Origin of the sequence: Burkholderia sp. SRS-W-2-2016 (genome assembly GCF_001931485.1) — a bacterium.
Classification (GTDB): Bacteria; Pseudomonadota; Gammaproteobacteria; order Burkholderiales; family Burkholderiaceae; genus Paraburkholderia.
The window spans coordinates 90,640-114,090 of sequence record NZ_MSDV01000042.1; the positions used below are offsets into that span (position 1 = coordinate 90,640).

General features: G+C 63.6%; 20 protein-coding genes, 4 tRNA genes and 1 pseudogene. 14 read left to right on the forward strand and 11 right to left on the reverse strand.

The genetic code is table 11. From position 1 onward, the window contains the following. Nucleotides 1-274 precede the first annotated feature (274 nt). The 3 genes from pepN to BTH42_RS18865 all read left to right on the forward strand — a co-directional run bounded on the left by pepN (nt 275) and on the right by BTH42_RS18865 (nt 4,276). The gene (gene pepN / locus BTH42_RS18855) at nt 275-2,980 is read left to right on the forward strand and encodes an aminopeptidase N (RefSeq protein WP_075302158.1); all 2,706 of its coding nucleotides are present in this window, start codon (nt 275-277) and stop codon (nt 2,978-2,980) included. Nucleotides 2,981-3,109: 129 nt separating this feature from the next. Beyond that, nucleotides 3,110-4,126, forward strand: coding sequence for a class 1 fructose-bisphosphatase (locus BTH42_RS18860; RefSeq protein WP_075302160.1), 1,017 nt, complete (start codon nt 3,110-3,112; stop codon nt 4,124-4,126). 74 nt (nt 4,127-4,200) lie between these two features. Further along, nucleotides 4,201-4,276: transfer RNA gene (locus BTH42_RS18865), tRNA-Thr, on the forward strand. Between the two features lie 92 nt (nt 4,277-4,368). Here the strand turns inward: BTH42_RS18865 and BTH42_RS18870 are convergent. Further along, nucleotides 4,369-5,475 carry an acyltransferase gene (locus tag BTH42_RS18870; RefSeq protein WP_075302162.1) on the reverse strand — a complete coding sequence of 369 codons (1,107 nt, stop codon included), beginning with the start codon at nt 5,473-5,475 and terminating at the stop codon, nt 4,369-4,371. 912 nt (nt 5,476-6,387) lie between these two features. On the opposite strand from BTH42_RS18870, the gene BTH42_RS35525 reads away from it, so the two are divergent. Both BTH42_RS35525 and BTH42_RS18875 read left to right on the forward strand, forming a co-directional pair. Further along, on the forward strand, nt 6,388-6,537 hold the full coding sequence (locus BTH42_RS35525) for a hypothetical protein (protein ID WP_008921206.1): 150 nt from the start codon (nt 6,388-6,390) through the stop codon (nt 6,535-6,537). Between the two features lie 276 nt (nt 6,538-6,813). Then, nucleotides 6,814-7,404 carry a chorismate mutase gene (locus tag BTH42_RS18875; RefSeq protein WP_075302164.1) on the forward strand — a complete coding sequence of 197 codons (591 nt, stop codon included), beginning with the start codon at nt 6,814-6,816 and terminating at the stop codon, nt 7,402-7,404. Between the two features lie 53 nt (nt 7,405-7,457). On the opposite strand, the gene BTH42_RS18880 is transcribed toward BTH42_RS18875, so the two are convergent. Then, on the reverse strand, nt 7,458-8,606 hold the full coding sequence (locus BTH42_RS18880; protein ID WP_075302166.1) for an exonuclease domain-containing protein: 1,149 nt from the start codon (nt 8,604-8,606) through the stop codon (nt 7,458-7,460). A gap of 246 nt (nt 8,607-8,852) precedes the next feature. Beyond that, complete coding sequence (locus BTH42_RS18885) at nt 8,853-9,056, reverse strand: cold-shock protein (RefSeq protein ID WP_075302168.1); 204 nt, start codon at nt 9,054-9,056, stop codon at nt 8,853-8,855. A gap of 400 nt (nt 9,057-9,456) precedes the next feature. Here BTH42_RS18885 and BTH42_RS18890 point away from each other — a divergent pair, with 400 nt between their 5' ends. Together BTH42_RS18890 and BTH42_RS18895 are read left to right on the forward strand one after the other, a co-directional pair. Beyond that, nucleotides 9,457-9,708, forward strand: coding sequence for a hypothetical protein (locus BTH42_RS18890; RefSeq protein ID WP_075302170.1), 252 nt, complete (start codon nt 9,457-9,459; stop codon nt 9,706-9,708). A 533-nt stretch (nt 9,709-10,241) separates the two neighbouring features. Further along, nucleotides 10,242-11,390: a porin gene (locus BTH42_RS18895; RefSeq protein WP_075302172.1), complete on the forward strand. Its 1,149-nt coding sequence runs from the start codon at nt 10,242-10,244 to the stop codon at nt 11,388-11,390. Nucleotides 11,391-11,536: 146 nt separating this feature from the next. On the opposite strand, the gene greB is transcribed toward BTH42_RS18895, so the two are convergent. After that, complete coding sequence (gene greB, locus BTH42_RS18900; RefSeq protein WP_075302174.1) at nt 11,537-12,106, reverse strand: transcription elongation factor GreB; 570 nt, start codon at nt 12,104-12,106, stop codon at nt 11,537-11,539. A 126-nt stretch (nt 12,107-12,232) separates the two neighbouring features. Here greB and BTH42_RS18905 point away from each other — a divergent pair. Together BTH42_RS18905 and BTH42_RS18910 are read left to right on the forward strand one after the other, a co-directional pair. Beyond that, nucleotides 12,233-12,309: transfer RNA gene (locus BTH42_RS18905), tRNA-Arg, on the forward strand. A gap of 78 nt (nt 12,310-12,387) precedes the next feature. Next, nucleotides 12,388-12,464, forward strand: a tRNA-Arg gene (locus BTH42_RS18910). 112 nt (nt 12,465-12,576) lie between these two features. Here BTH42_RS18910 and BTH42_RS18915 read toward each other — a convergent pair. From BTH42_RS18915 to BTH42_RS18935, 5 genes are all read right to left on the reverse strand, one after another. Beyond that, nucleotides 12,577-13,062 carry a phage protein NinX family protein gene (locus BTH42_RS18915; protein ID WP_075302176.1) on the reverse strand — a complete coding sequence of 162 codons (486 nt, stop codon included), beginning with the start codon at nt 13,060-13,062 and terminating at the stop codon, nt 12,577-12,579. A gap of 196 nt (nt 13,063-13,258) precedes the next feature. Next, nucleotides 13,259-15,619 (reverse strand): bifunctional (p)ppGpp synthetase/guanosine-3',5'-bis(diphosphate) 3'-pyrophosphohydrolase, encoded by a 2,361-nt coding sequence (locus tag BTH42_RS18920; RefSeq protein WP_075302178.1) that lies wholly within the window; start codon nt 15,617-15,619, stop codon nt 13,259-13,261. An 85-nt stretch (nt 15,620-15,704) separates the two neighbouring features. After that, the gene (rpoZ, locus tag BTH42_RS18925; protein ID WP_044848533.1) at nt 15,705-15,908 is read right to left on the reverse strand and encodes a DNA-directed RNA polymerase subunit omega; all 204 of its coding nucleotides are present in this window, start codon (nt 15,906-15,908) and stop codon (nt 15,705-15,707) included. A 60-nt stretch (nt 15,909-15,968) separates the two neighbouring features. Further along, nucleotides 15,969-16,649 (reverse strand): guanylate kinase, encoded by a 681-nt coding sequence (gmk, locus tag BTH42_RS18930; RefSeq protein ID WP_075302180.1) that lies wholly within the window; start codon nt 16,647-16,649, stop codon nt 15,969-15,971. A gap of 18 nt (nt 16,650-16,667) precedes the next feature. Beyond that, complete coding sequence (locus BTH42_RS18935; protein ID WP_075302182.1) at nt 16,668-17,591, reverse strand: YicC/YloC family endoribonuclease; 924 nt, start codon at nt 17,589-17,591, stop codon at nt 16,668-16,670. Between the two features lie 276 nt (nt 17,592-17,867). Here BTH42_RS18935 and rph point away from each other — a divergent pair, with 276 nt between their 5' ends. The 4 genes from rph to BTH42_RS18955 all read left to right on the forward strand — a co-directional run bounded on the left by rph (nt 17,868) and on the right by BTH42_RS18955 (nt 20,602). After that, nucleotides 17,868-18,605, forward strand: a complete 738-nt coding sequence (gene rph, locus BTH42_RS18940) for a ribonuclease PH (protein WP_075302184.1) — start codon at nt 17,868-17,870, stop codon at nt 18,603-18,605. A 20-nt stretch (nt 18,606-18,625) separates the two neighbouring features. Next, nucleotides 18,626-19,231, forward strand: coding sequence for an RdgB/HAM1 family non-canonical purine NTP pyrophosphatase (gene rdgB, locus BTH42_RS18945; protein WP_075302186.1), 606 nt, complete (start codon nt 18,626-18,628; stop codon nt 19,229-19,231). Next, nucleotides 19,228-20,457, forward strand: a complete 1,230-nt coding sequence (hemW, locus tag BTH42_RS18950) for a radical SAM family heme chaperone HemW (protein WP_075302188.1) — start codon at nt 19,228-19,230, stop codon at nt 20,455-20,457. Before rdgB ends, hemW begins: the two co-directional genes overlap by 4 nt. Before the next feature lie 55 nt (nt 20,458-20,512). Beyond that, nucleotides 20,513-20,602 (forward strand) — tRNA-Ser (locus BTH42_RS18955). A gap of 101 nt (nt 20,603-20,703) precedes the next feature. Here BTH42_RS18955 and BTH42_RS18960 read toward each other — a convergent pair. Together BTH42_RS18960 and BTH42_RS18965 are read right to left on the reverse strand one after the other, a co-directional pair. Beyond that, nucleotides 20,704-20,934: a hypothetical protein gene (locus tag BTH42_RS18960; protein WP_075302190.1), complete on the reverse strand. Its 231-nt coding sequence runs from the start codon at nt 20,932-20,934 to the stop codon at nt 20,704-20,706. A 158-nt stretch (nt 20,935-21,092) separates the two neighbouring features. Then, a complete protein-coding gene (locus BTH42_RS18965; RefSeq protein ID WP_075302192.1) occupies nt 21,093-22,313 on the reverse strand; it encodes a Bcr/CflA family multidrug efflux MFS transporter in 1,221 nt (406 codons plus the stop codon). A gap of 430 nt (nt 22,314-22,743) precedes the next feature. Between BTH42_RS18965 and BTH42_RS18975 the strand changes: the two are divergent. Beyond that, nucleotides 22,744-23,337 (forward strand): annotated as a pseudogene (locus BTH42_RS18975) (hypothetical protein); the annotation flags it as partial. Between the last annotated feature and the right edge of the window lie 114 nt (nt 23,338-23,451).

Here is a 23,451-nt window from a genome sequence, read left to right on the forward strand (position 1 = left end):
CCTCGGATGGCTTCGGTTAAACGTATGTTGCGTTTATTCCATCGGCGGATGCGCGGCGGCCCTTTACCCGGCAAGCCTCGCCGAGCCCTACGCCGCGCACCGGCCGCCACGCGCGGCGCCCGATAATACGCTGACCGCCCAAGCCGGTAAAAGGTTCTTCCGGCGGCGCCTTTCCCCTTCCGCACGATCGCCCGAGCCTTTGTACAATGGCTCGACAAGCCCGGCTCGCGCGCCCTTCGCGCGCGGCCGCTCGAATCCTCCACCACAGAACGCCATGGCCGATACCGAAACGCCCAATGTGATCCGCCGCGCCGACTACGCGCCGCCCGCCTTCCTGATCGACACCGTCGCGCTGGAGTTCGATCTGGTCCCCGAACGCACGGTCGTCAGGAATACGATGCAGTTGCGCCGCAACCCGGACGCCGCGCGCGCCGCGCACCTCGAACTGATGGGCGAACAGCTCGAATTCGTCAGCGCCGAGATCGACGGCAAGCCGTTCGCGAACGTGCATCCGCACGAGCATGGGCTCTCGCTCGACAACGTGCCGGACAGCTTCGAGCTGACTCTCACCAGCATCTGCAACCCGGCGCAGAACACCACGCTGTCGGGGCTGTACGTATCGAGCGGCAACTTCTTCACGCAGTGCGAGGCCGAGGGCTTTCGCCGCATCACCTACTTCCTCGACCGCCCCGACGTGATGGCGAGCTTCACGGTCACGCTGCGCGCGAGCAAGGCCGACTATCCGGTGCTGCTGTCGAACGGCAACCTGCTCGAAGAAGGCGATCTGCCCGACGGCCGTCATTTCGCGCGCTGGGAAGATCCGTTCAAGAAGCCGAGCTATCTGTTCGCGCTGGTCGCCGGCAAGCTGGTCGCGCTCGAGGAACGCGTGACCACCAGTTCGGGCAAGGAAAAGCTGCTGCAGGTGTGGGTCGAGCCGCACGATCTGGACAAGACCCGTCACGCGATGGACTCGCTGATCCATTCGATCCACTGGGACGAGCAGCGCTTCGGCCTCGAACTCGACCTGGACCGCTTCATGATCGTCGCGGTCAGCGACTTCAACATGGGCGCGATGGAGAACAAGGGGCTCAACATCTTCAACACGAAGTACGTGCTGGCGAACCCCGAGACCGCGACCGACACCGACTTCGCGAACATCGAGGCGGTGGTCGGCCACGAGTACTTCCACAACTGGACCGGCAACCGCGTGACCTGCCGCGACTGGTTCCAGCTGAGCCTGAAGGAAGGCCTGACGGTGTTCCGCGATCAGGAATTCTCGGCCGACATGGCCGCCGGCGACAGCGCCGCCAGCAACGAAGCGGCGCGCGCGACCAAGCGCATCGAGGACGTGCGGGTGCTGCGGCAGATGCAGTTCGCCGAGGACGCGGGTCCGATGGCGCATCCGGTACGCCCGGAGAGCTACGTCGAGATCAACAACTTCTACACGATGACCGTCTACGAGAAGGGTTCGGAAGTCGTGCGGATGTATCAGACGCTGTTCGGCCGCGACGGCTTCCGCAAGGGCATGGACCTGTATTTCGAGCGCCACGACGGCCAGGCGGTGACCTGCGACGACTTCCGTCACGCGCTCGCCGACGCGAATGGCCGCGACCTCGCGCAGTTCGAGCGCTGGTATAGCCAGGCCGGCACCCCGCGCGTGTCGGTGCGCACCCGTTACGACGCAGCGCAGCGCCGCTACAGCGTGACGCTGCGCCAGGGTTACGGGGACGGCGCGCCGGCCGCGCGCGAAACCCAAAAGGGTCCGCTGCTGATTCCGTTCGCGATCGGCCTGATCGGCAAGGACGGGCAGGATCTGCCGCTGCAACTCGACGGCGACGCGCAGGCATCCGCGTCGACCACCCGCGTGCTCGAATTCACGCAGACCGAACAGACCTTCACGTTCGTCAACGTCGCGCAGGAACCGCTGCCGTCGCTGCTGCGCAATTTCTCGGCGCCGGTGATCGTCGAATACGACTACAGCGCCGAGCAGCTCGCGTTTCTGCTTGCGCACGACAGCGATCCGTTCAACCGCTGGGAAGCCGGCCAACGGCTCGCGACCCGCGAGCTGCTCGCGCTCGCCGCGCGCGCGGCCAAGGGCGCAGCGCTGCAACTCGACGACTCGGTGGTCGCCGCGTTCGCGCGCGTGCTGACCGACGAGACGCTGTCGCCGGCGTTCCGCGAACTCGCGCTGATGCTGCCGTCCGAAGCGTATCTGGCCGAGCAGATGGCCGAGTCGAATCCGGCGGCGGTGCACGCGGCGCGGCAGTTCGTGCGCAAGCGTCTGGCCAATGCGCTGAAGGACGACTGGTTCAAGGTCTACGACCAGCATCGCACACCGGGCGGCTATGAAGCGACCCCGGAGGCGGCCGGCCATCGCGCGTTGAAGAATCTCGCACTGTCGTATCTGACCGAACTCGACGAACCCGCCGAGGCGGTGCGTCTCGCGGCCGCGCAATACGAAGCGGCCAACAACATGACCGATCGCGCGGCGGCGCTGTCCGCGCTGCTCAACGCGGCGGCGCAGCAAGGCGGCAGCCCGGAGGCGCAGCATGCGCTCGAGGATTTCTATCTGCGCTTCGAGAAAGAGCCGCTGGTGATCGACAAGTGGTTCGCATTGCAGGCCACCCAGCGCGGCAGCGCGCGGCAGCCGGTGATCGATACGGTGCGCAAGCTGATGGCGCATCCGGCGTTCAACCTGAAGAACCCGAATCGCGCGCGTTCGCTGATCTTCAGCTTCTGCGCGGCGAACCCCGCGCAGTTCCACGCCGAAGACGGCTCGGGCTACGCGTTCTGGGCCGAGCAGGTGATCGCGCTCGACGCGCTCAATCCGCAGGTGGCCGCCCGCCTCGCGCGTTCGCTCGAACTGTGGCGCCGCTTCACGCCGGCGCTGCGCGACCGGATGCGCGCGGCGCTCGAGAAGGTCGCCGCGCAGGTGAAATCGCGCGACGTCCGTGAGATCGTCGAGAAGGCGTTGGGCTAAGACTCCCCTGAGGGGTAACGAAAGCCGGCACGGGTTGCCGGCTTTTTTTCGTGCGCGGCCAAAAGCACGGAACCGGCCCGGCGAGCGGTTAAAATCCCAATATTCTTTGTGCCTTCCCGGAGTACAGCAATGTCTTTGCAACGTCGTACCACTCTCTCGAAGTACCTGATCGAGCAGCAGCGTGAGACCAATAACCTGCCCGCCGACCTGCGCCTGTTGATCGAAGTTGTCGCGCGCGCGTGCAAGGCGATCAGCTATCACGTCAGCAAAGGCGCGCTCGGCGATGCGCTCGGCTCGGCCGGCAGCGAGAACGTGCAGGGCGAAGTGCAGAAGAAGCTCGACATCCTGTCGAACGAAATCCTGCTCGAAGCGAACGAATGGGGCGGCAACCTCGCCGGCATGGCATCGGAGGAAATGGAACAGTTCTTCCCGATCCCCGCCAACTACCCGAAGGGCGAATACCTGCTGGTGTTCGATCCGCTCGACGGCTCGTCGAACATCGACGTCAACGTGTCGATCGGCACGATCTTCTCGGTGCTGCGCTGCCCGGACGGCCATCAGCCGACCGAGCAGTCGTTCCTGCAGCCGGGCACCCAGCAGGTCGCCGCCGGCTACGCGGTGTACGGCCCGCAGACCGTGCTGGTGCTGACCACCGGCAACGGCGTGAACTGCTTCACGCTCGATCGCGAGCTCGGCTCGTGGGTGCTCACGCAAAGCGATATGCGCATTCCGGTCGAAACGCGCGAGTACGCGATCAACGCGTCGAACGAGCGTCACTGGTATGCGCCGGTCCAGCAGTACATCGGCGAGCTGAAGGCCGGCAAGGAAGGTCCGCGTCAGGCCGACTTCAATATGCGCTGGATCGCGTCGATGGTCGCCGACGTGCACCGTATCCTGAACCGCGGCGGCGTGTTCATGTACCCGGCCGACAAGCGCACGCCCGAGAAGCCGGGCAAGCTGCGTCTGATGTACGAAGCGAATCCGATGGCGTTCATCGTCGAGCAGGCGGGCGGCGCGGCGACCAACGGCGAAAAGCGCATCCTCGATATCCAGCCGAAGAGCCTGCACGAACGCGTCGCGGTGTTCCTCGGCTCGAAGAACGAGGTCGATCGCGTGACCCGCTATCACCTCGAAGCGAAGAAGTGATCTGAAAATAAAAAAATGAGCGTAGGGGCTTGCCAAGTCAGCAAAGTAGTCCCTATAATCTCGTTTCTCCTGATGCCGGAATAGCTCAGACGGTAGAGCAGCGCATTCGTAATGCGAAGGTCGGGGGTTCGATTCCTCTTTCCGGCACCATCAAGTTTCAAGCAAAAAGCCCAGTCCTCGTGACTGGGCTTTTTGTTTTCCGGCTCCCGCGCGTTGCGCGGTCTCCCCTCTCGCTTCGCCGCTCAGGTCGCGGCCGCCGGCGGATTGAGCGGCGCCTGCTCCGCATCCCGGTTACGCAACGCCTGCGCTCTCGCGATGATCGCGCGACGGGCCGGCACCTCGACGAGGAAATAGCCGAGCGCGCCGCCCGCCACCACCACGCCCAGCTCGGCGAGCAGAATCAGCGACGCGACGAGCGGGCTCTCCGGCATATGCAGCTTTCTCACGACCTGGTTACACGCGATCTGCAGGATCGGGTGGATCAGATAGATCGAGAACGAGATCTCGCCGAGAAACACCGCGACCCGGTTGCCGAACAGCGCATTGCCGATCGCCCCGCCCTTCGCGAGGCCCGCGATCACCAGCAGGATCAGCGGCAGCAGCAGGAACGGCAAGGTCGTCGACACAGACATCAGCACCAGCAGCGCGACGAGGCCGAAGCACATCACGAGGTCGCCCGGCTGCCACGTCTTCAGCAGCCGGAACAGCCAGTAGCCGGCGAGAAACTGCGGGACGATCCGCAGCGCGCCGAAAGTGGTCAGGCCGAGATCGCCGTCGTTGTAAATGAAGCAGTACACGCACAGCAGCACCCAGCTGATCGCGACGATCACGCCGCAGCTCAGTCGCGAAACCCGGCTCAGCAGTTTCGCGCAGAGCGGAAACACAAACAGATAAGCGAACCATTCGGCGCTGATCGACCAGGACACGAAATTCCAGCTGAGCTTCTTGTCGAGCCCCCACGCGTGAACGAGCAGCACGTTTTCGAGCGCGGTGCGCGCGGTGTAGTCCACCTCGTTATGCGCGAACTCGTGCCCCACCCGCTTCGCGGCGAACCAGAGTCCGACGAACAGCAGGAACGTCAGCAGGTGCAGCGGATAGACGCGCGCGAAGCGCTTGACGATGAACGAGCGGTAATCGGCCCAACCGAACGCGACGCTGCGCGACGGCAGATAGGTATAGGCGAGGATGAAGCCGCTCAGCACGAAGAAGATGTCGACGCCCCACACCCAGTTATCGACCAGACGCACGATGCCGAGCGGCAGCACGCCTTCGTTGTCGGCAAAGTGATGGATCACCACGAGCAGCGCGGCGAACGCGCGCAGGCCGGTCAGGTTGTTGATCTTTTGCATGAATTCCCCGGGCGATAACGCAGGTGAGCACACGAAGCGGTGCCACGCAAACTGGTCCGGCCGCGCGATTGCGCGGCTCATGGGCAAGCAAAATAGATATTGATGCAACGGTGTTGCGGCGCCGGTCCGATCCTTCGCTGCCACCGCTTTGCAGCCGGCTGTGTGCCGATTGATCCGCGTCGTTGTCGCCGGGGAGCGCCGGGATGAAAACAGCGACCGCGTGCGACTCGACACCGTACATCGTATAGGCCGACCCAGCCTCGCCTGTATGCGCTAACGCACCAACCTTCCACGCAATACCGGGCGACGAGCCTGACGAGCCGTGGGATGCATCGGACAACGCGTGACTGTTTGAATCATCGGCAGCCCGGCGCGCGCCAAAAGGTCTGTCATCCGATGAGGAGGTTTTGGCACAAAAATGCGGAAATGAGTTTGCCAGCCAACTGTCAGACGGTTAATTAGCGACGAAAATCATTAAATATTGTTCGACCCGTCAACGTAAGCCGGCATCTGCCGTTTACAAAAAATGAGGCGTGAATCGTTTGATCGGCAATTAACGAACGTTCATTCCCAGCGCGGGAAATTCTGCCGATGCGGCGACGCACAATTGTGTCATGAATTATTCATGGAAAACGCTTAATCGCAGCGCGGCAACGGCGGCCGGCGTTCGCGCCGAAAGCGCTGGAAACAGCCGTGGGAAGGGCAGTAACGGACAACGGAAGGATGGGATTGAAGGTCTGGCGAAGCAGGAGCGGAGAAACGCGTGCACTGGCCAGACGATAAATTTTATTCAAACAGTCTGTTTTAGTGTTGGCTTGTGCCGTTAAAGCAACAGAGAGTGAGTGACTTGCATCGGACACTGGTGCGATGCGGGGACCGAGGCAGATAATCGGTTTGTAAAGGAGAAAGATCATGGATGCCAAACCACCGAAGATTCCGACCCCGGATAAAGTCTTTTACCCGGATCCGGAACCCGTGGCCGTCGAGTTTCTGGGTGCCGAACTGCCGGAGCACGTTCGCGCATTTTTCGACGAACAACGCAAGTCGTGCGATCCGAAGTAACGGGGCAGTGGCGCGCCGCAGCATTCGCGCACGTGCAACAACCGCGCGATACACGCTCGCGCCCTTTTAATGCGTCCGACGCAGATGTCGTGACCGCGGACCGGCTCGTCTGATCGTCCCGCGGCGCTGGGTCATTCGGCCCGAGCGCCTGGTTGCGCGCGTCCCTCTCCTGCGCCGCGCATCCCACCCCCCCCTCCGATGCGGTTCACGCCGTTTGCCGGGCATCATTTATCCTTCTGGTTTTTCCGTCAGCGGCCGCCCGGCCACGTTCACGCCATGAATCGTTCGTATCGCTTCGCAGCGTCCTGCGCGCTCGCTCTCGCCGCCGCCTTCCCGTTCTCGCCCGCTCACGCCGATGGCGGCGACACCGCGCTCACCAATCTGATCGCACTGGTTTCGCAGCGCCTCGCGCTCGCGGAGCCGGTCGCGCGCTGGAAGTGGGCGAATCACCAGGCGATCACCGATACGCCGCGGGAAAACGCGCTGCTCGTCGATGTCGAAAAGCGCGCCGCCGCCGCGAACGTCGATCCGGCTTTCGCGCGCGCGTTCTTCCAGGATCAGATCGATGCGAGCAAGGAAGTACAGAACGCATTGTTCGCGAACTGGCGCAGCGGGCAGCCGCCGCAGGGCCCCGCGCCCGATCTGGCCACCTCCACGAGACCGCAGCTCGACAAGCTCACGCAAGCGCTGGTGGCCGGTCTCGCGCGCGTGCAACCGCTGCGCACGGCGGACGATTGTCCGTCGCGCGTCGCGCAATCGCTGGCTAACTGGAAATCGCTGACGCGCTATGACGCCGTGCATTCGAGCGCGTTGACGCATGCGCTCGGTCACGTGTGCGAAACAGGCGGGGTGGGCGCGACCGGCTAGGCAAGGTTGCCGAGCCGGTCGGCATCAAAGGCGCGGGCGCGCGCCGGCGCCGCTCAAACAGCGAGACTGGACTCGGGGGTATCGGTCGATACATTCAGCGGCATCACGCGCAGCCCGCGCGCGAGATGGCTCTGCAGGATCCGGTAGGTCGCCAGCTCGAACGCGCCCGCGAGTGCGCTCCCGTGCAGCAGCGCGGCCTCGCCGAGTGACGGCGCATGGCCGAGATAGCGCCAGCGATCGACCACATGAAACACGCGCTGCGCTTCCTCGCGCTCCTCGAATACGATCGGGCCGCCGAACGGCCACGGTGCGTCCGCGGGGTCGCTCTTCGTCACGCGCGGCAGCCGGTTCTGCCCCGGCCGCAACGTCGCGATCCACTGCGCCTCGGCGAGCATCGCGCCGAGTTCGCCACCGGTCGCGCGCCACTCGACGCGCCGGATCTGCTGCGCGAGCCTCATGTCCTTCGACGAGCGCCGCTCGCCGCTCAGATGCGCGCGCAGCCGCTGCCGCACCCGCACGCTGCGCCCGACATAGAGAGGCGCGTCGTTTTCTCCATAGAACACATACACGCCGCAGCCCGCCGGCGCGGTATCGAGCAGATCTTCGGTGATGTCCCCGGCCAGCCGGTAGCGCCGCGTGGTGCGCTCGATCTGCGCACGCAGCGCATCGAGCGGCACGAGCGTGGGCAAACGCTGCCAGAACTGCCAGATCAGATCGGCGTCGGCGAGCGCGCGGTGGCGGTCGGACGGCACCAGCGCGTGACGTTCGACGAGCGCGTCGAGGCCGTGGCGCTTTTCAGCCGGAAACAGCGCGCGCGACAGTCGCACCGTGCAGAGCACGTCCGGGTCGAACGCGAGTCCGACGCGGCGAAATTCGCTACGCAGGAAGCCGCGATCGAAACTCGCGTTGTGCGCGACAAACAGTTTGCCTTTCAGACGCTCGAGCAGCGCCGGCGCGACCGCGTCGAAGGTCGGCGCGCCGCGCACCATCTCGTTGGTGATGCCGGTGAGCTGCTGGATGAACGACGGAATCGGCTGCTGCGGGTCGATCAGACTGCTCCAGCGCGACACGCCGGCCGGCCCGACCTCGACGACACCGATCTCGGTAATGCGATGCTCGCTCGTGGAGCCGCCGGTCGTTTCAAGGTCGACGAAGACGATCGGCACTTCGAGCGCCACTTGCGGCGAAAACTGTTCGGACATGGAGGGGAGAAGGTTTCAGACGCGGGATTTTGCGGCAAGTATGCACCAGTTGGGCGCCGGGCATCCAGAAGGGACCGGCCGGCGCGCCGCCGGAAATCGGGGCCGGACTGCGACGCCCGGTTTGCAATCCACCTCACGCGCGCCCTTCCTCACCCGAAAATCGCGCCAAAAAATAAAAACCCTCGCATTACGGCGAGGGTTTTCCTTTGAAACCGACTTGGGCTTACCGCCCCCCGGCGCAGCGTTTTACAGCGGCTGGATATTGGCCGCCTGCTTGCCCTTCGGGCTCGCCTTGACCTCGAAGGACACGCGCTGATTCTCTTTCAACGACTTGAAGCCGTCCGCGCGGATCTCCGAGAAGTGCGCGAACAGGTCTTCGCCGCCCGCATCGGCCGTAATGAAGCCAAAGCCTTTAGCATCGTTGAACCATTTGACGATACCGGTTTCCATTTTCCTGTTTTCCTCGACGTTTATCAGACCGGGCATTTGCCCGAAGTGAACCAACCCCGAATTCATTGCCAGCCGATATCCGATTACATAAAAAAGACCGGCATCGACCAATGAAATGCGGCTTTGCCGTTATACGGGGAAGCCGGAATAGGCGTCAAGTAAACTCTACGTATGTGCTTAGCGCATAAACGGATAATCGTAAATCGCATTGCGTTACGCATAATCAGTCATATTTACCCAAGCCAACCTGGACGGCACTCGAACCCGGCAAATTTTTCTAATTACGCCGGACTAGATGTAACAAAATACGACTTTCCGTAAGTGTTTGTCCGGGTGGTTCCGATGCAGCCGAAATCGGATGATGGAAATCAGTAGTAGCGATGTGCTTCAGGAGGTTGTCATGCTGTTCAACGAAATTCGCCGACTCGTCGCCTGGCTCACTCATCCGCACACTGAAGTGGTCACCGACCCGCCGCCGGTCGAAGGCAAGGACGCTTCGCCCCTCTTTGATTTCGATCCGAGGTGGCATGGCGATCACTGGCAGAACCTGCTGTCCTCGCCAATGGACGCGCGCCATTACGTGATGGAGGACTGGAGCGTGTCGGTCGCGGATGACTGGGACCAGGCGAACGGCACCGTACCGGCGCACTAGATTACGGATCTCGCTCGCCCGTTCGCAATCCGCAGACAAAAAAAAGCGCGACTGGAAGGTCGCGCCGACAAAGGTTTGGAGATCTTTTTCGTCAACGAAAAAGTCTGCTTCGGAAAGCAGAAATTACAGTATAGCGGCGGGTGCAAATTCCATTATTCACACTATTAACAATCGTCTGTTGCCTTACTAACAACAATCATTTTCCCGTGGTTTTTTGCGTTGTTTTTTTGCATCGTTTAGTGTCGCGAATGAGCAACGCAACGCAAACCAATTCCTTTTCCGACTCCCCTATTAACGCGCAGAGCCTTTATCCATAAGGCTTAAACGGCGCTCGCCCATCGTTTCTTTCGACGTAATACTTTATTGCGAAAATCGGAACGCCCACTTCTGGAGGCGTCTCTCTACACTCTGCCTAATCGGAAACCGACGCGATCGGTTATCGCGTTTCTCACGCGGATCCCGCTTCTCGCAGCCCCGTGTGAAGGTGTCCCAAGCCAGCGGTTTATACCTCTCTCGCTTTTGGAGTCACATAAATGAAGAAGACACTCATGGTCGCGGCCCTCACGGGCGTTTTCGCAACAGCAGCGCATGCGCAAAGCAGCGTCACGCTGTACGGCCTGATCGACGCCGGCATCACCTACACGAACAACCAACATGGCCATAGCAACTGGCAAATGACCAGCGGCTCGGTGAACGGCAGCCGCTTCGGCTTGCGCGGGGCTGAAGATCTTGGCGGGGGCCTGAAGGCAATCTTCACGTTGGAAAACGGCTTCGGCATCAATGACGGCACGCTCAAGCAGAACAGCCGTCTGTTCGGCCGCCAGGCATTCGTCGGTCTGTCGAGCAACGACTTCGGCGCCGTCACCCTCGGCCGCCAGTACGACAGCATGGTCGACTACGTCGGCCCGCTGGCTCTGACCGGCACGCAATACGGCGGCACGCAGTTCGCCCACCCGTTCGACAACGACAACCTGAACAACTCGTTCCGCGTCAACAACTCGATCAAATTCCAGAGCGTGAACTACGGCGGCTTCAAGTTTGGCGGCTTGTACGGCTTCTCGAACCAGGCCGACGGCTTTGCGAACAACCGCGCATGGAGCGCGGGCGCATCGTATAACTGGGGCGGCCTGAATGTGGGGGCCGCTTACCTGCAGTTGAACAGCAACGGCGCCACCAGCGCGGCGGCGGCGTTCAACTCAGGCGGCGCAGTGTCGGGCGACAACACGTTCTTTTCTCAACGCCAGCAAACGTGGGGCGCCGGCGCCAATTACGCGTTCGGCCCTGCAACGGTCGGTCTTGTGTACTCGCAGACGAACCTCCATGGTCTGGTCGGCATCAGCCAGGGTGCATCGGGTGTTCCTAACGGCGTGGCGCTCCCGTCCAACAGCGCGCAGTTCCAGAACTTCGAAGCCAATGCCCGTTACGCTCTGACGCCGGCCCTGAGCCTCGCCGCTGCGTACACGTACACCCGCTCGAACCTGAACGCCAACCACATACACTGGAACCAGGCCAACCTGCAAGCGGCCTACGCGCTGTCCAAGCGCACCGACGTGTATCTGCAGGGCGTCTATCAGGCCGCCAACGAAGATTCGATCGTCGACGCGAACATCAACGGCGTCGGCGGGGCTTCGAGCAGCAACAAGCAGGTCTCTGTGACCGCAGGTCTGCGTCACCGCTTCTAAGTACTGCGGCAGTAATCGCAATAGAAAAGGCGCCGTTCGCGGCGCCTTTTTTTGTGCCCGTTGCGACGGGATTTTTGTCACTCGCTACCTGGCGAACACGGACGCGGGCGTGCCTTGCCTGCCCTGCCCGCATCTCCCACGATCGCTTACCCCCCGCTATCGGGCGGCGGATATTTGACGTCCAGAATATCGATCGGCTGCGGTCCCGCCGGCGTGTACAACGTGACGGTATCGCCGACTTTCGCCTTCAGCAGCGCGCGCGCAATCGGCGAAATCCAGCTTACGTGCCCGATGTCCAGATCGACCTCGTCGATGCCGACGATCGTCACCGTATTCTCCTCGCCGTCCTCGGTCGCATATTCGACGGTCGCGCCGAAGAACACCTGATCGACGCTTTCCTGGCGGCTGCTATCGACGACCTCGGCAAGATCGAGCCGCTTGGTCAGAAAGCGGATACGCCGATCGATCTCGCGTAAGCGACGCTTGCCGTAGATATAGTCGCCGTTCTCCGAGCGGTCGCCATTCGACGCCGCCCACGACACCAGCTTGACCACCTCGGGCCGCTCGACATCGATCAGATGCAGCAGCTCATCGCGCATCCGCCGATGGCCGGCGGGCGTCATATAGTTCTTGGTGCCCGCGGGCACGTCGGGCTGGGCGACGTCGAGATCGTCATCGCTGTCTTCGCTCGACTCTTTGACAAAGGCCTTATTCATAGTGGATCCAGTAAAACCGCAGCTAGCAACAACCTCCTGAAAGGTTACACGATCGGGCTCCCGACACAAATCTTGACGATAGGCTTCCCTTTTCCAAATCCGTTGGCTATAATCTCGTTTCTGTGTGCGGCTGTAGCTCAGTTGGATAGAGTACTTGGCTACGAACCAAGGGGTCGTGGGTTCGAATCCTGCCAGCCGCACCACCTTTTTCGAGTGACTTTGCTTCGGGAAAGTCCTCAGTTTCACCAGTATCATTGCAGTAATGCATCACCGTTTTGCGTGCGGCTGTAGCTCAGTTGGATAGAGTACTTGGCTACGAACCAAGGGGTCGTGGGTTCGAATCCTGCCAGCCGCGCCACCTATGAAGGGCCTTCCAATCGGAAGGCCCTTTGTTTTTCCAGCGGCACTTTTCCAGTGCGGCCTGTCGCGGCGACCGGCATCGGCTGGCAATCCGCGCAGCGCAAGCCCGCTCAGCGCGGCGGCGACTGGATATCCCCAATCTGCCCATCCGGGCGCGGCAAATCCTCCATCACGCCACCCACGGTCTGCTCGCTGATCGTCTCGACAGTCATGCCGTTCAATGCCTGACGCTCGCGCAGCACGTCGTCGACAGCAGAGCCGAAATGGCTCGCGACGAACGCGCGCAGCATTGCAATCCGTAGCGACTCGCCCCGCCCCTCGACCGCTCCCCGGCCGCCCTCGAACTCCGCGACGCAGATCGCGCCTTGCTCGTTCTGCTCGCGCACATCGAGCCGCCGCGCGCGCTCGAGCACGACCGCGGCCGTCGCCCACGACACGGACGGCGTAAATCTGCCATCCCACGGACGACCGCGATCGTTGCCGCGGATCGAGACGGTCTCGCCGCTATCGGTAAAGTAGATTTCGCGCACGAAGTCGTGCAGGCTGCGCGCCACCCAGTAATCGAGCGCTACGCCAGTGAGGTCGGCTACGTTCATCAGCGTTCTCCCCGGGTTCAGGTGAGTTGCTTTGACTCGCTACGTCTTGATCAGGAAGAGTCGCACGAACGATGCCTGAAGAGACAGGCCATGCGCAAAAGGCAGGAGATGCGCGGTCAGCGAGCGGCTGCGGAACGCTGCCCCTCGCTACCTGGTTGGGGCAGCGCCCAGAATCCGGCTAGCCGCGTTACCCGCCTCAGTAATCCGCGCGTTCGCGGTCGATCCGCATCCCGCCGTCATGGCGATGATGCCCTTCCTCGCTCGGCCGCTCGCGTGTGATGCGCATCACGTCCGGGTTGGTCCGAACGCGGCGCATCACATTGGCCAGATGCACCCGGTCGCTGACCTGGATTACGAAACGCAGCACCGTGGATTCCTGCGAAAGGTCTTCGTCCATTGCGATATGGACGATGTTCGCATCCGCCGACGTGATGTCGGCCGCCACTCGCGCGAACACGCCCTTGGTGTTCTTGACCAGCACCTTGACCGCGACGTCGAACAGACGCCCCGGTTGCGGCGCCCACGCGACGTCGATCCAGCGACCCGGATCGCGCCGGTGAATCCGCTGCGCGACGCGGCAGTCGGTGGTGTGAATCGCCATCCCGAGGCCAATGCCGATATAGCCCATGATGTCGTCGCCCGGAATCGGCCGGCAGCAGGCCGACAACTGCACCGACATCCCCTCGGTACCCGTGATGACCACCGGCGGCGCATGCGGCGTCGAACCGGACTCGGAGCGCGAGCCGTCGTCGTCGGCGTCGCGCCCGCTCATCAGCACCTCGATGCGCTTGGCCATCACCGCGGCGACACGTCGGCCGAGGCCGATGTCGGCGAAAATTTCCTGACGGTTCTTGTTGCCCGTCCATTGCACGAGCTTTTCCCACGCTTCCGGCGTCACGTCCGACAGCGCCAGCCCGTAGCCCTTCAGCCCCTGATCGACCAGCCGCTCGCCGAGCTGCACCGACTCGTTCAGACGCATCGTCTTCAGATAGTGACGAATCGCCGAGCGCGCCTTGCCGCTACGCACGAAGCCGAGCCATGCGGGATTGGGCTTCGAATACGGCGCGGTGATGACCTCGACGATATCGCCGCTCTTCAGCTCGGTCCGCAACGGCAGCAATTCGTTGTTGATCTTCACCGCGACGCACTGGTTGCCGAGGTCGCTGTGGATCGAGTACGCGAAGTCGAGCGCGGTCGCGCCACGCGGCAGCGCCATGATCTTCGACTTCGGCGTGAACACGTAGACCGCGTCCGGGAACAGGTCGATCTTCACGTGCTCGAGGAATTCGCTCGAGTCGCCCGCTTCGCTCTGGATATCGAGCAGCGACTTCAGCCACTGATGCGCGCGCTTTTGCACGTCGTTCAGATCCGCGCTGCCGTTCTTGTACAGCCAATGCGCGGCGACGCCCGCTTCGGCGATCTCGTGCATCTTGCGGGTGCGCACCTGAAACTCGATCGGCGCGCCGAACGGACCGACCAGCGTGGTGTGCAGCGACTGATAGCCGTTCACCTTCGGGATCGCGATGTAGTCCTTGAACTTGCCCGGCACCGGCTTGAACAGCGCATGCAGCGCGCCGATGCAGGTGTAGCACTCGAGCGCGCTCTCGACCACCACGCGAAAACCGTACACGTCGAGCACCTGCGAGAACGACAGCTGCTTGTCGCGCATCTTCTTGTAGATGCTGAAGATGGTTTTCTCGCGGCCGGTGACTTCGGCATCGAGCTTCGCGTCCGCGATTGCGCGCTGCACCGATTCGAGAATCTTGCCGACCACCTCGCGCCGGTTGCCGCGCGCGGCCTTGACGGCTTTTTCGAGCGTCGCGTAACGGTGCGGGTTGAAGTTCGCGAAGCTCAGGTCCTGCAGCTCGCGATAGGTATTGTTCAGGCCGAGCCGGTGAGCGATCGGCGCGTAAATGTCGAGCGTTTCGCGCGCCACGCGGCGACGCTTCTCCGGCGGCACCGCGCCCAGCGTGCGCATGTTGTGCAGCCGGTCGGCGAGCTTCACGAGGATCACGCGCACGTCGCGCGCCATCGCGAGCAGCATCTTGCGGAAGTTCTCCGCCTGCGCTTCCTCGCGATTGCGGAACTCCATCTTGTCCAGCTTCGAGAGACCGTCGACCAGTTCCGCGACCTTCGCGCCGAAGCGCTCGGCGAGTTCCGCCTTGGTCACGCCCTGGTCTTCCATCACGTCGTGCAGCAACGCCGCCATGATCGCCTGGGCGTCGAGATTCCAGCCCGCGCAGATTTCCGCGACGGCGACCGGGTGCGTGATGTACGGCTCGCCGCTCTGCCGGTACTGGCCGAGGTGGGCTTCGTCGCTGAAATGGAAGGCGGCCTTGACGTCCTTGATCTCTTCCGGCTGCAGATAGCCGGACAACACGGACGTCAGCCTGGCGATGGAAACGACGTCATGCCGGCGCGGCTGCTCCGGCGTGGCGGTCGGTCCGAACAGATGGCGAAACGACTGTTCGAGGACCGCGTCGATGTACTTGCGTGCAGACGAGGGGGAATCGGCGTCGTGATCCACTTCCGTGGCGGTGGGCGGGGTCGCACTCATGGTCGCCTCCGTAGCGGTCAGGGTTGGACGCAGGTCTGCACGTTGCTGCAATTACATGGCAATCGAAAACGAAAAACAGTGCGCCTTAGACCGGCACCTTCTTCAGCATTTCGACGCCGACCTGGCCGGACGCGATTTCACGCAGCGCGACGACGGTCGGCTTGTCACGGCTTTCGATCTTCGGCGTGTGACCCTGGGCGAGCTGACGCGCGCGATAGGTCGCGGCAAGCGCGAGTTCGAAACGATTCGGGATCTGTTTGAGGCAGTCTTCGACGGTAATGCGGGCCATGTTGGGTTCCTTCTCAGTATGTTGCTTATTCTACCTTATGTGCTCGGCACAACGCCGCGCTCACGCGTGCGGCAGGTGGATGCCGAGCTGCATGAAAAGCTGCGTGTGACGCGCGTACTGCGACGCGAAGCGCGAGCGCGTCGCGCCGACGAGGCAACGCAGTTCGGCGAGCGCGCGATCGAAGTTTTCGTTGATCACCACGTACTCCGCTTCGGCCGCGTGCGCCATCTCACCGCCGGCCGCGAGCAGGCGTCGCGTGATCACGTTCGGCTCGTCCTGGCCGCGCTTTTTCAGACGCTCTTCGAGCGCTTCGAGCGACGGCGGCAGAATGAAAATCTCGACCGCGTTGTGAAACTGCTTCTTCACCTGCTGCGCGCCCTGCCAGTCGATTTCGAGCAGCACGTCATGCCCGCTTTTCATCTGCTCCTCGATCCACACGCGCGAGGTGCCGTAGTAGTTGCCGTGCACTTCCGCGCTTTCGAGAAACTCGCCCGAATCGTGGCGCTGCATGAAGTCTTCGACGGTCGTGAAGTGATAGTGCTCGCCGTCCTGCTCCTTCGGACGCGGCGGGCGCGTCGTGTACGAGATCGACAGACGGATCGCGTCGTCGCCCGCGAGCAGCGCGTTCACGAGCGTCGACTTGCCGGCGCCCGAGGGCGCCACAACCATGAACAGATTGCCGGGATAAGCGCCGGCATTCGGACGGCGCGGCGCGCCGGTTTCGCGTGGGTGGTCGGTCATTTGATTAGTGCTCCAGCTTTATTCCAGATTCTGTACCTGCTCGCGCATCTGCTCGATCAGCAGCTTGAGCGTCATCGACGAATCCGCGAGTTCCTTCGCCGCGGCCTTCGAGCCGAGCGTGTTCGCTTCGCGGTTCAGTTCCTGCATCATGAAGTCGAGCCGCTTGCCGACCTTGCCGCCCTTCTCGATCACGTGACGCGTTTCGTTCAGGTGAGCGGTGAGGCGCGACAGCTCTTCGGCGATGTCGATGCGGATTCCGTACATCGTCACTTCCTGGCGAATCCGCTCGTTGATCTCTTCGCGCGAGACGATCGTCGCGGCCGCATCCGGCGCGGCGATGCCGAGCGCTTCCTGCAGACGCTCGACGATCTTCTGCTGATGCCGCGTGATCAGTTCCGGCACGAGCGGGGTGATCTTGGTGACGATGGTTTCCATTTCGGTGACGTTCGCGAGCAGCATGTTCGCGAGTTGCGCGCCTTCGCGCGCGCGCACGTCGATCAGATCGGCGATCGCCTGCTTGCCGCAGCCGAGCACCGCGTCGCGCAGCGTCTCGGGCGCAATGCCGCTTTCGGCGAGCACGCCGGGCCAGCGCAGAATTTCACCGGTGCGCAGACGGCCGGCTTCCGGGAATGCATCGAGCACCGCGCGCTCGAGCAGCGCGAGTTGGTCGAGCGCGTCGCGATTGATCGCGCCGGCGTTCGCCGACTGCTCGCTGCGTTGCAGATTGACGCGAATGTCGACCTTGCCGCGCGACAGCTTGTTCATCAGCATTTCGCGCAGCGTCGGTTCGCAGACGCGCACGTCTTCGGGCATGCGGAAGTTCAGATCGAGAAAGCGCGAGTTCACCGTGCGCAGTTCGACCGACACGCTGACGCCACCGGTGCCCGAGGCCGCGACGAGTTCGCGGGTCGCGCTCGCATAGCCAGTCATGCTGTAGATCATCGTATTTCTCGCGATTGCGGCCGGGCGTTGAACGCCGGCCTGAGAAGCGGATCGCCCGGCGTGTACGAGACGCGAGGCGGGGAACCGGCATTATCCCATTTTTGCCGGCGACACCCGGCGGCAGCGAGCGTGTATGCGGGCATGGATGCGGTCCGGCACGAGCATGACTGGCGTCGTCCGGCGCGCGTCCGGGGGGCCGCAACCGCCGCAGACGATCGGCGGTAAAATTGCGCTTTTCCCCCGCATCTCTTCCGACCTATTCCGAGCCCCTTCCACATGAGCAACGACAACCAACGCCCGAGCGGCCGCCAACCCAACCAGTTGCGCGACGTGCGCATCACGCGCCACTACACGAAGCATGCGGAGGGCTCGGTGCTGGTCGAATTCGGCGACACCAAGGTCATCTGCACCGCGAGCGTCAGCGAAAGCGTGCCGCCGTTTCTGCGCGACCGCGGCCAGGGCTGGCTCACTGCCGAATACGGGATGCTGCCGCGCGCCACGCATACGCGCAGCGACCGCGAAGCCGCGCGCGGCAAGCAGACCGGCCGCACCCAGGAAATCCAGCGCCTGATCGGCCGCGCGCTGCGCTCGGTGTTCGATCTCGAGAAGCTCGGCGCGCGCACCATCAATCTCGACTGCGACGTGATCCAGGCCGACGGCGGCACCCGCACCGCGAGCATCACCGGCGCGTTCGTCGCCGCGCACGATGCGGTCACGAAACTGCTCGCGTCGGGCCGGATCGAAAGCTCGCCGATCGTCGATTACGTCGCCGCGATTTCGGTCGGCGTGTACGACGGCGTGCCGGTGCTCGATCTCGACTACGACGAAGACTCGCAGTGCGATACCGACATGAACGTCGTGATGACGGGCTCGGGCGGTTTCGTCGAAGTTCAGGGCACCGCGGAAGGCGTACCGTTCTCGCGCAATGAAATGAACGCGCTGCTCGATCTCGCGAGCGACGGCATCAACACGCTGATCGCAAAGCAGAAAGAAGCGCTGGGAGTGCAGCAGTGAATGAGGTTCGTCAGGACGGCATGCCGTTGAAGAAGGTCGTGCTCGCGTCGAACAACGCGGGCAAGCTGCGCGAGTTCGCGGCGCTGTTCGGCGCGGCCGGCATCGAACTGATTGCCCAGGGCGCGCTCAACGTGCCGGAAGCGGAAGAGCCGCATCCCACCTTCGTCGAAAACGCGCTGACCAAGGCGCGTCACGCGGCGAAGCTGACCGGCCTGCCCGCGCTCGCCGACGATTCCGGCCTGTGCGTGCGCGCGCTGCGCGGCGCGCCGGGCGTGTATTCGGCGCGCTATGCGCAACTCGCCGGCGGCGAGAAAAGCGATGCCGCGAACAACGCGCGCCTCGTCGCCGAGTTGCGCGACGCGAACGACCGGCGCGGTTACTACTTCTGCGTGCTCGCGCTGGTGCGTCACGCGGACGACCCCGAACCGCTGATCGCCGAAGGCCGTTGGCACGGCGAGATTCTCGACGCGCCGCGCGGCGAGCATGGCTTCGGTTACGACCCGTACTTCTATCTGCCGTCGCTTGGCGCGAGCGCCGCCGAACTCGAGCCGGCGGTGAAGAACGCAAGCAGCCATCGCGCGATCGCGCTGCGGCAACTGCTCGCGCGTCTGTCGGAGGAAGCGTGATTCCGATTTACCCGACGCCCGCGGACATCGGCAACGGTGTCGTCAAGGCGTTCACGTCGCCGGGCAGCATCCGGCTGACCTCGCTGCCGCCGCTCGCGTTGTACGTGCATTTTCCGTGGTGCGTGCGCAAGTGTCCGTACTGCGATTTCAATTCGCACGAGTGGAAAGGCGAGTCGTTCCCGGAGAACGACTACCTCGACGCGTTGCGCGCCGATCTGGAAATGGCGTTGCCGCTGATCTGGGGGCGCCAGGTGCATACGGTGTTTATCGGCGGCGGCACGCCTAGTCTGCTGTCGGCGGCGGGGCTCGACCGGATGCTGTCGGATATCCGCGCGCTGCTGCCGCTCGACGCCGACGCCGAAATCACGCTCGAAGCGAACCCCGGCACGTTCGAAGCCGACAAGTTCGCGCAGTTTCGCGCGAGCGGCGTGAACCGGCTGTCGGTCGGGATTCAGAGCTTCAACGAAGCACATCTGAAGGCGCTCGGGCGGATTCACGATTCGGGACAGGCGCGTCATGCGGTCGAAGTGGCCGCGAACACTTTCGACAACTTCAATCTCGACCTGATGTTCGCGCTGCCGCAGCAAACGCTCGCCGAATGCCAGGCCGACATCGAGACCGCGTTATCGTTCGCGCCGCCGCATCTGTCGCTGTACCACCTGACGCTCGAACCGAACACGCTGTTCGCGAAGTTCCCGCCGGCGTTGCCCGACGACGATCAGTCCGCCGACATGCAGGACTGGATTCATCAGCGCACCGCCGAGGCGGGCTATGGGCGCTACGAGGTGTCCGCGTATGCGCAGCCGCATCGGCAGAGCAAACACAATCTGAACTACTGGCGTTTCGGCGACTATCTCGGCATCGGCGCGGGCGCGCATACGAAGCTGTCGTTTCCGAACCGGATCGTGCGGCAGGCGCGTTACAAGCATCCCACTACGTTTATCGAGCAGGCGAAGGCCGGCGCGAGCGTGCAGGAAGAGCACGAGGTGGGGCCGCGCGATCTGCCGTTCGAGTTCATGCTGAACGCGTTGCGACTGGTGGAGGGATTTCCGGTGCATCGGTTTATCGAGCGTACGGGTCTGTCGATCACGACGATCGAGCCGGCGTTGCAGGAAGCCGAGCGGCGCAAGCTGATTACGCGCGACCATGAGCGGATTGCGCCGACGCCGCTCGGTCAGGCATTCCTGAACGATCTGCAGGAGCTGTTTCTGAACGATCCGCAGTGAAGGCCAAGGGTGCGCTCTCGGCAGCACCCATTTTTCAGGTTACAATCCGCGGCTTGGAGGTGTGGCCGAGTGGTTTAAGGCACCGGTCTTGAAAACCGGCGAAGGAGCAATCCTTCCGTGAGTTCGAATCTCACCGCCTCCGCCAGACATCCAATGAATACGGGCCGCTTGGCCCGTTTTTCATTTCTGCGCTGCCAGAAGCTTGCGTGGTCCGGTCCATCGATTCGCTCGCTGGTCCAACGCCCATCACGCATCCGCAAGCTCCAGCTTCTCCCGCGCATCCGCACACCGCCGGTTCAGATCGCGATGCATCAACTGCCCGTCGAGCAAAGCCGATACATCGGTTAAACCGTGATCAAAGCGCAGGACGTATTCGATGTCGGTGTAGTCGTAGTAAGCGCCGCTGTCGGCCAGCCGTTGCGCTTCGGCGAATGCAGCGTGTTGCCGTTCGCCGTTCATCAGGTCTTTGATCGCCATGATTGCCGCTCCGAGGAACAGTGAAGTCATCATAGCAATGCAATCCGCGGCGCACGGTGGCGCGCGCGCAACACCAGGTGTTATCCGGAGAGGCGTCCGGTGATGTCACCGATCACGAAACGCCACGCAAACGCCAGGGCAAACACCAGCAACACCGCTCACGCAATCGCCGCCGGCGTCTTCGTCCCATGCCAGCGCAACACCAGCATCCGGCCGACAAAACACAGGCAACCAGCCACACCCACCACGATCCCCATCCCTTTCGGCGAGCCGTCCTGCCACAGCCCGACCGCGAGACTCGACAACGCGCCGAACGACAACTGCACCGCGCCGAACACGGCCGCGGCGGCGCCCGCGTTGGCCGGGTAGCGGTGCATCAGATCGGTCGTGCAGTTGGCCGACAGCACCCCGACCACGCCGACCACGAAGAACAGCCCGAACACGATCGACCACAGCCCGCCCCAGCCGGTCAGCGACACCAGACTGACGAACAGCGACGCGATGCAACTGATCAGCGCCGCGCACGAGATGATCGGCACCGGCCCGAAGCGGCCGACGAAACGCGTGTTCAGATAATTGCCGCCCATGATGCCGACGATGTTCAGCGCGAACAGGAAGCCGTAATGCTGCGCGGACACGTGGAAATACTCGATGTACACGAACGGCGTCGCGGTGATGTACGCAAACATCGACGCGAACGCCATCCCGCCGCACAACATATGCCCCCACGCGACCGGATCGCGCAGCAACGTGCCGTACGCGCCGAACGATTTCAGCAGCGCCGACTGCCCGCGCATCTCGCGCGGCCACGTCTCCGGCACCTTCAGGAATGCGGTCACCGCGCAGACCGAACCGAACAGCGTCAGCGCGACGAACACGGTGCGCCAGCCGCCCACCAGCAGCAACTGTCCGCCGATCAACGGCGCGACGAGCGGACCGATCGACGTGACGATCGCGATCATCGACAGCACGCGGGCCGCGTCGCCGGGCTCGTGCGCGTCGCGCGCGATCGCGCGGGCCAGCACCGACGCCGCGCCGGCGCCCAGCGCCTGCACGAAGCGAAACGCCACCAGTGAGCCGATCGAAAACGACATCGCGCAGGCGATGCTCGCCAGCGCATACATGATGATGCCGCCGAGCAGAATCGGCCGGCGGCCATAGGTGTCCGACAGCGGACCGTACAGCAGCATGCCGATCGAGAAGCCGAACATGAAGCTGGTGAGCGTCGATTGCGCGGCGCCGGTGCCGACCGCGAACGCCTGCGCGATGGTCGGCAGGCTCGGCAGATACATATCGATGGAAATCGGTCCGCAGGCGGCCAGCGCGCCGAGCAGCAGGATCAGCCGGGCATCAGGCCGGCGTTTGACGACGTGAGACATGGGAGGTCCGGGTGAAGCGCCGCGCCGGCATCGGCGGCGGACTTTTAAAAGCGGGGCGGCAACGGGCCGAGGGCTCGATTGTACGCGACGGTTATCAGGCAGGCCGCGTCCGCGCATGGTGGCGTGGGCGATCCGCTACAGCACGCGGGCAGCGACGGCGGCGGCCATGGCGGCGGTCTCAGCAGCAGTTGTGACGACGGTCGCGGTCGCGGTCACGGCGGTGATCGCGGCGGCGGCACACCGGCCGTCACCGCGATGGTCATCGCGGAGGTAGCGGCGCCGTCATGCCGCCGCTAGCCGACAGCCGCGCCGCCGATCAGTTAAGCTCCCGCCAGCCAGGCCGAAGCGTAGAGCGCACGCAGCAAGACACAACCGCGCGCCTCCCCGCCGCGCCAAACACCCCCTCCCCCGACCTCGTCACGAGCCTGCGATGACCGCTTTCCTGCTGATCTGGAGTCCCAAGAAATGGCCGTGGCCCGAGTTGCCCGACATCGCCAAACGCGTTGCCGCCGGCGAAGCGGTGGCGGACGTCTGGGGCTGCGGCTTCGCGCGCGGCATCCTGCCGGGCGACCGGGTGTTTCTGCACCGGGTCGCGCAGGAACCCAAGGGCATCTTCGGTTCCGGCTACGTGACGCGCGCGCCGTACGAAGTGCCCGACGCATCGACTAAACGCGGCTACCGGCTATGCATCGACTTCGTCTACGACTGGCTCGTCGATGCGCATCAGGCGCCGGTGATCGCGCGCGAACAGTTGCGCGTGCATCCGTTTTCGGTGCAGACGTGGGATGCGCAAAGCTCGGGCACGATCATCAAACCGATCGCCGAGGGCGCGCTCGAAAAGCGCTGGGCGGAACTGACCGGCAAGCGCAAGCCGCCGAAGCTCGGCCCGGCGAGCGGTCCGCCACGCTCGACGAAAGTCGCCGCGCATCAGGCGGCGGCGCAAAAGACCGCGGCCCGCCTCGCCGCGGCCGAGACCAAACCGGTAACTTCGAGCGCGCACGCACCGGTCGAACCGCCAAAGAGGCGCGCGGCGAGCAGCACGATCTCGCCTGGCAAGTCCACGCTCAGCGAGTCTGCGGCTACGAAGCGCCCGGCCCGCAAAACCGCGTCGAAAGCCGCGCCCAAAAATTAGGCAAAC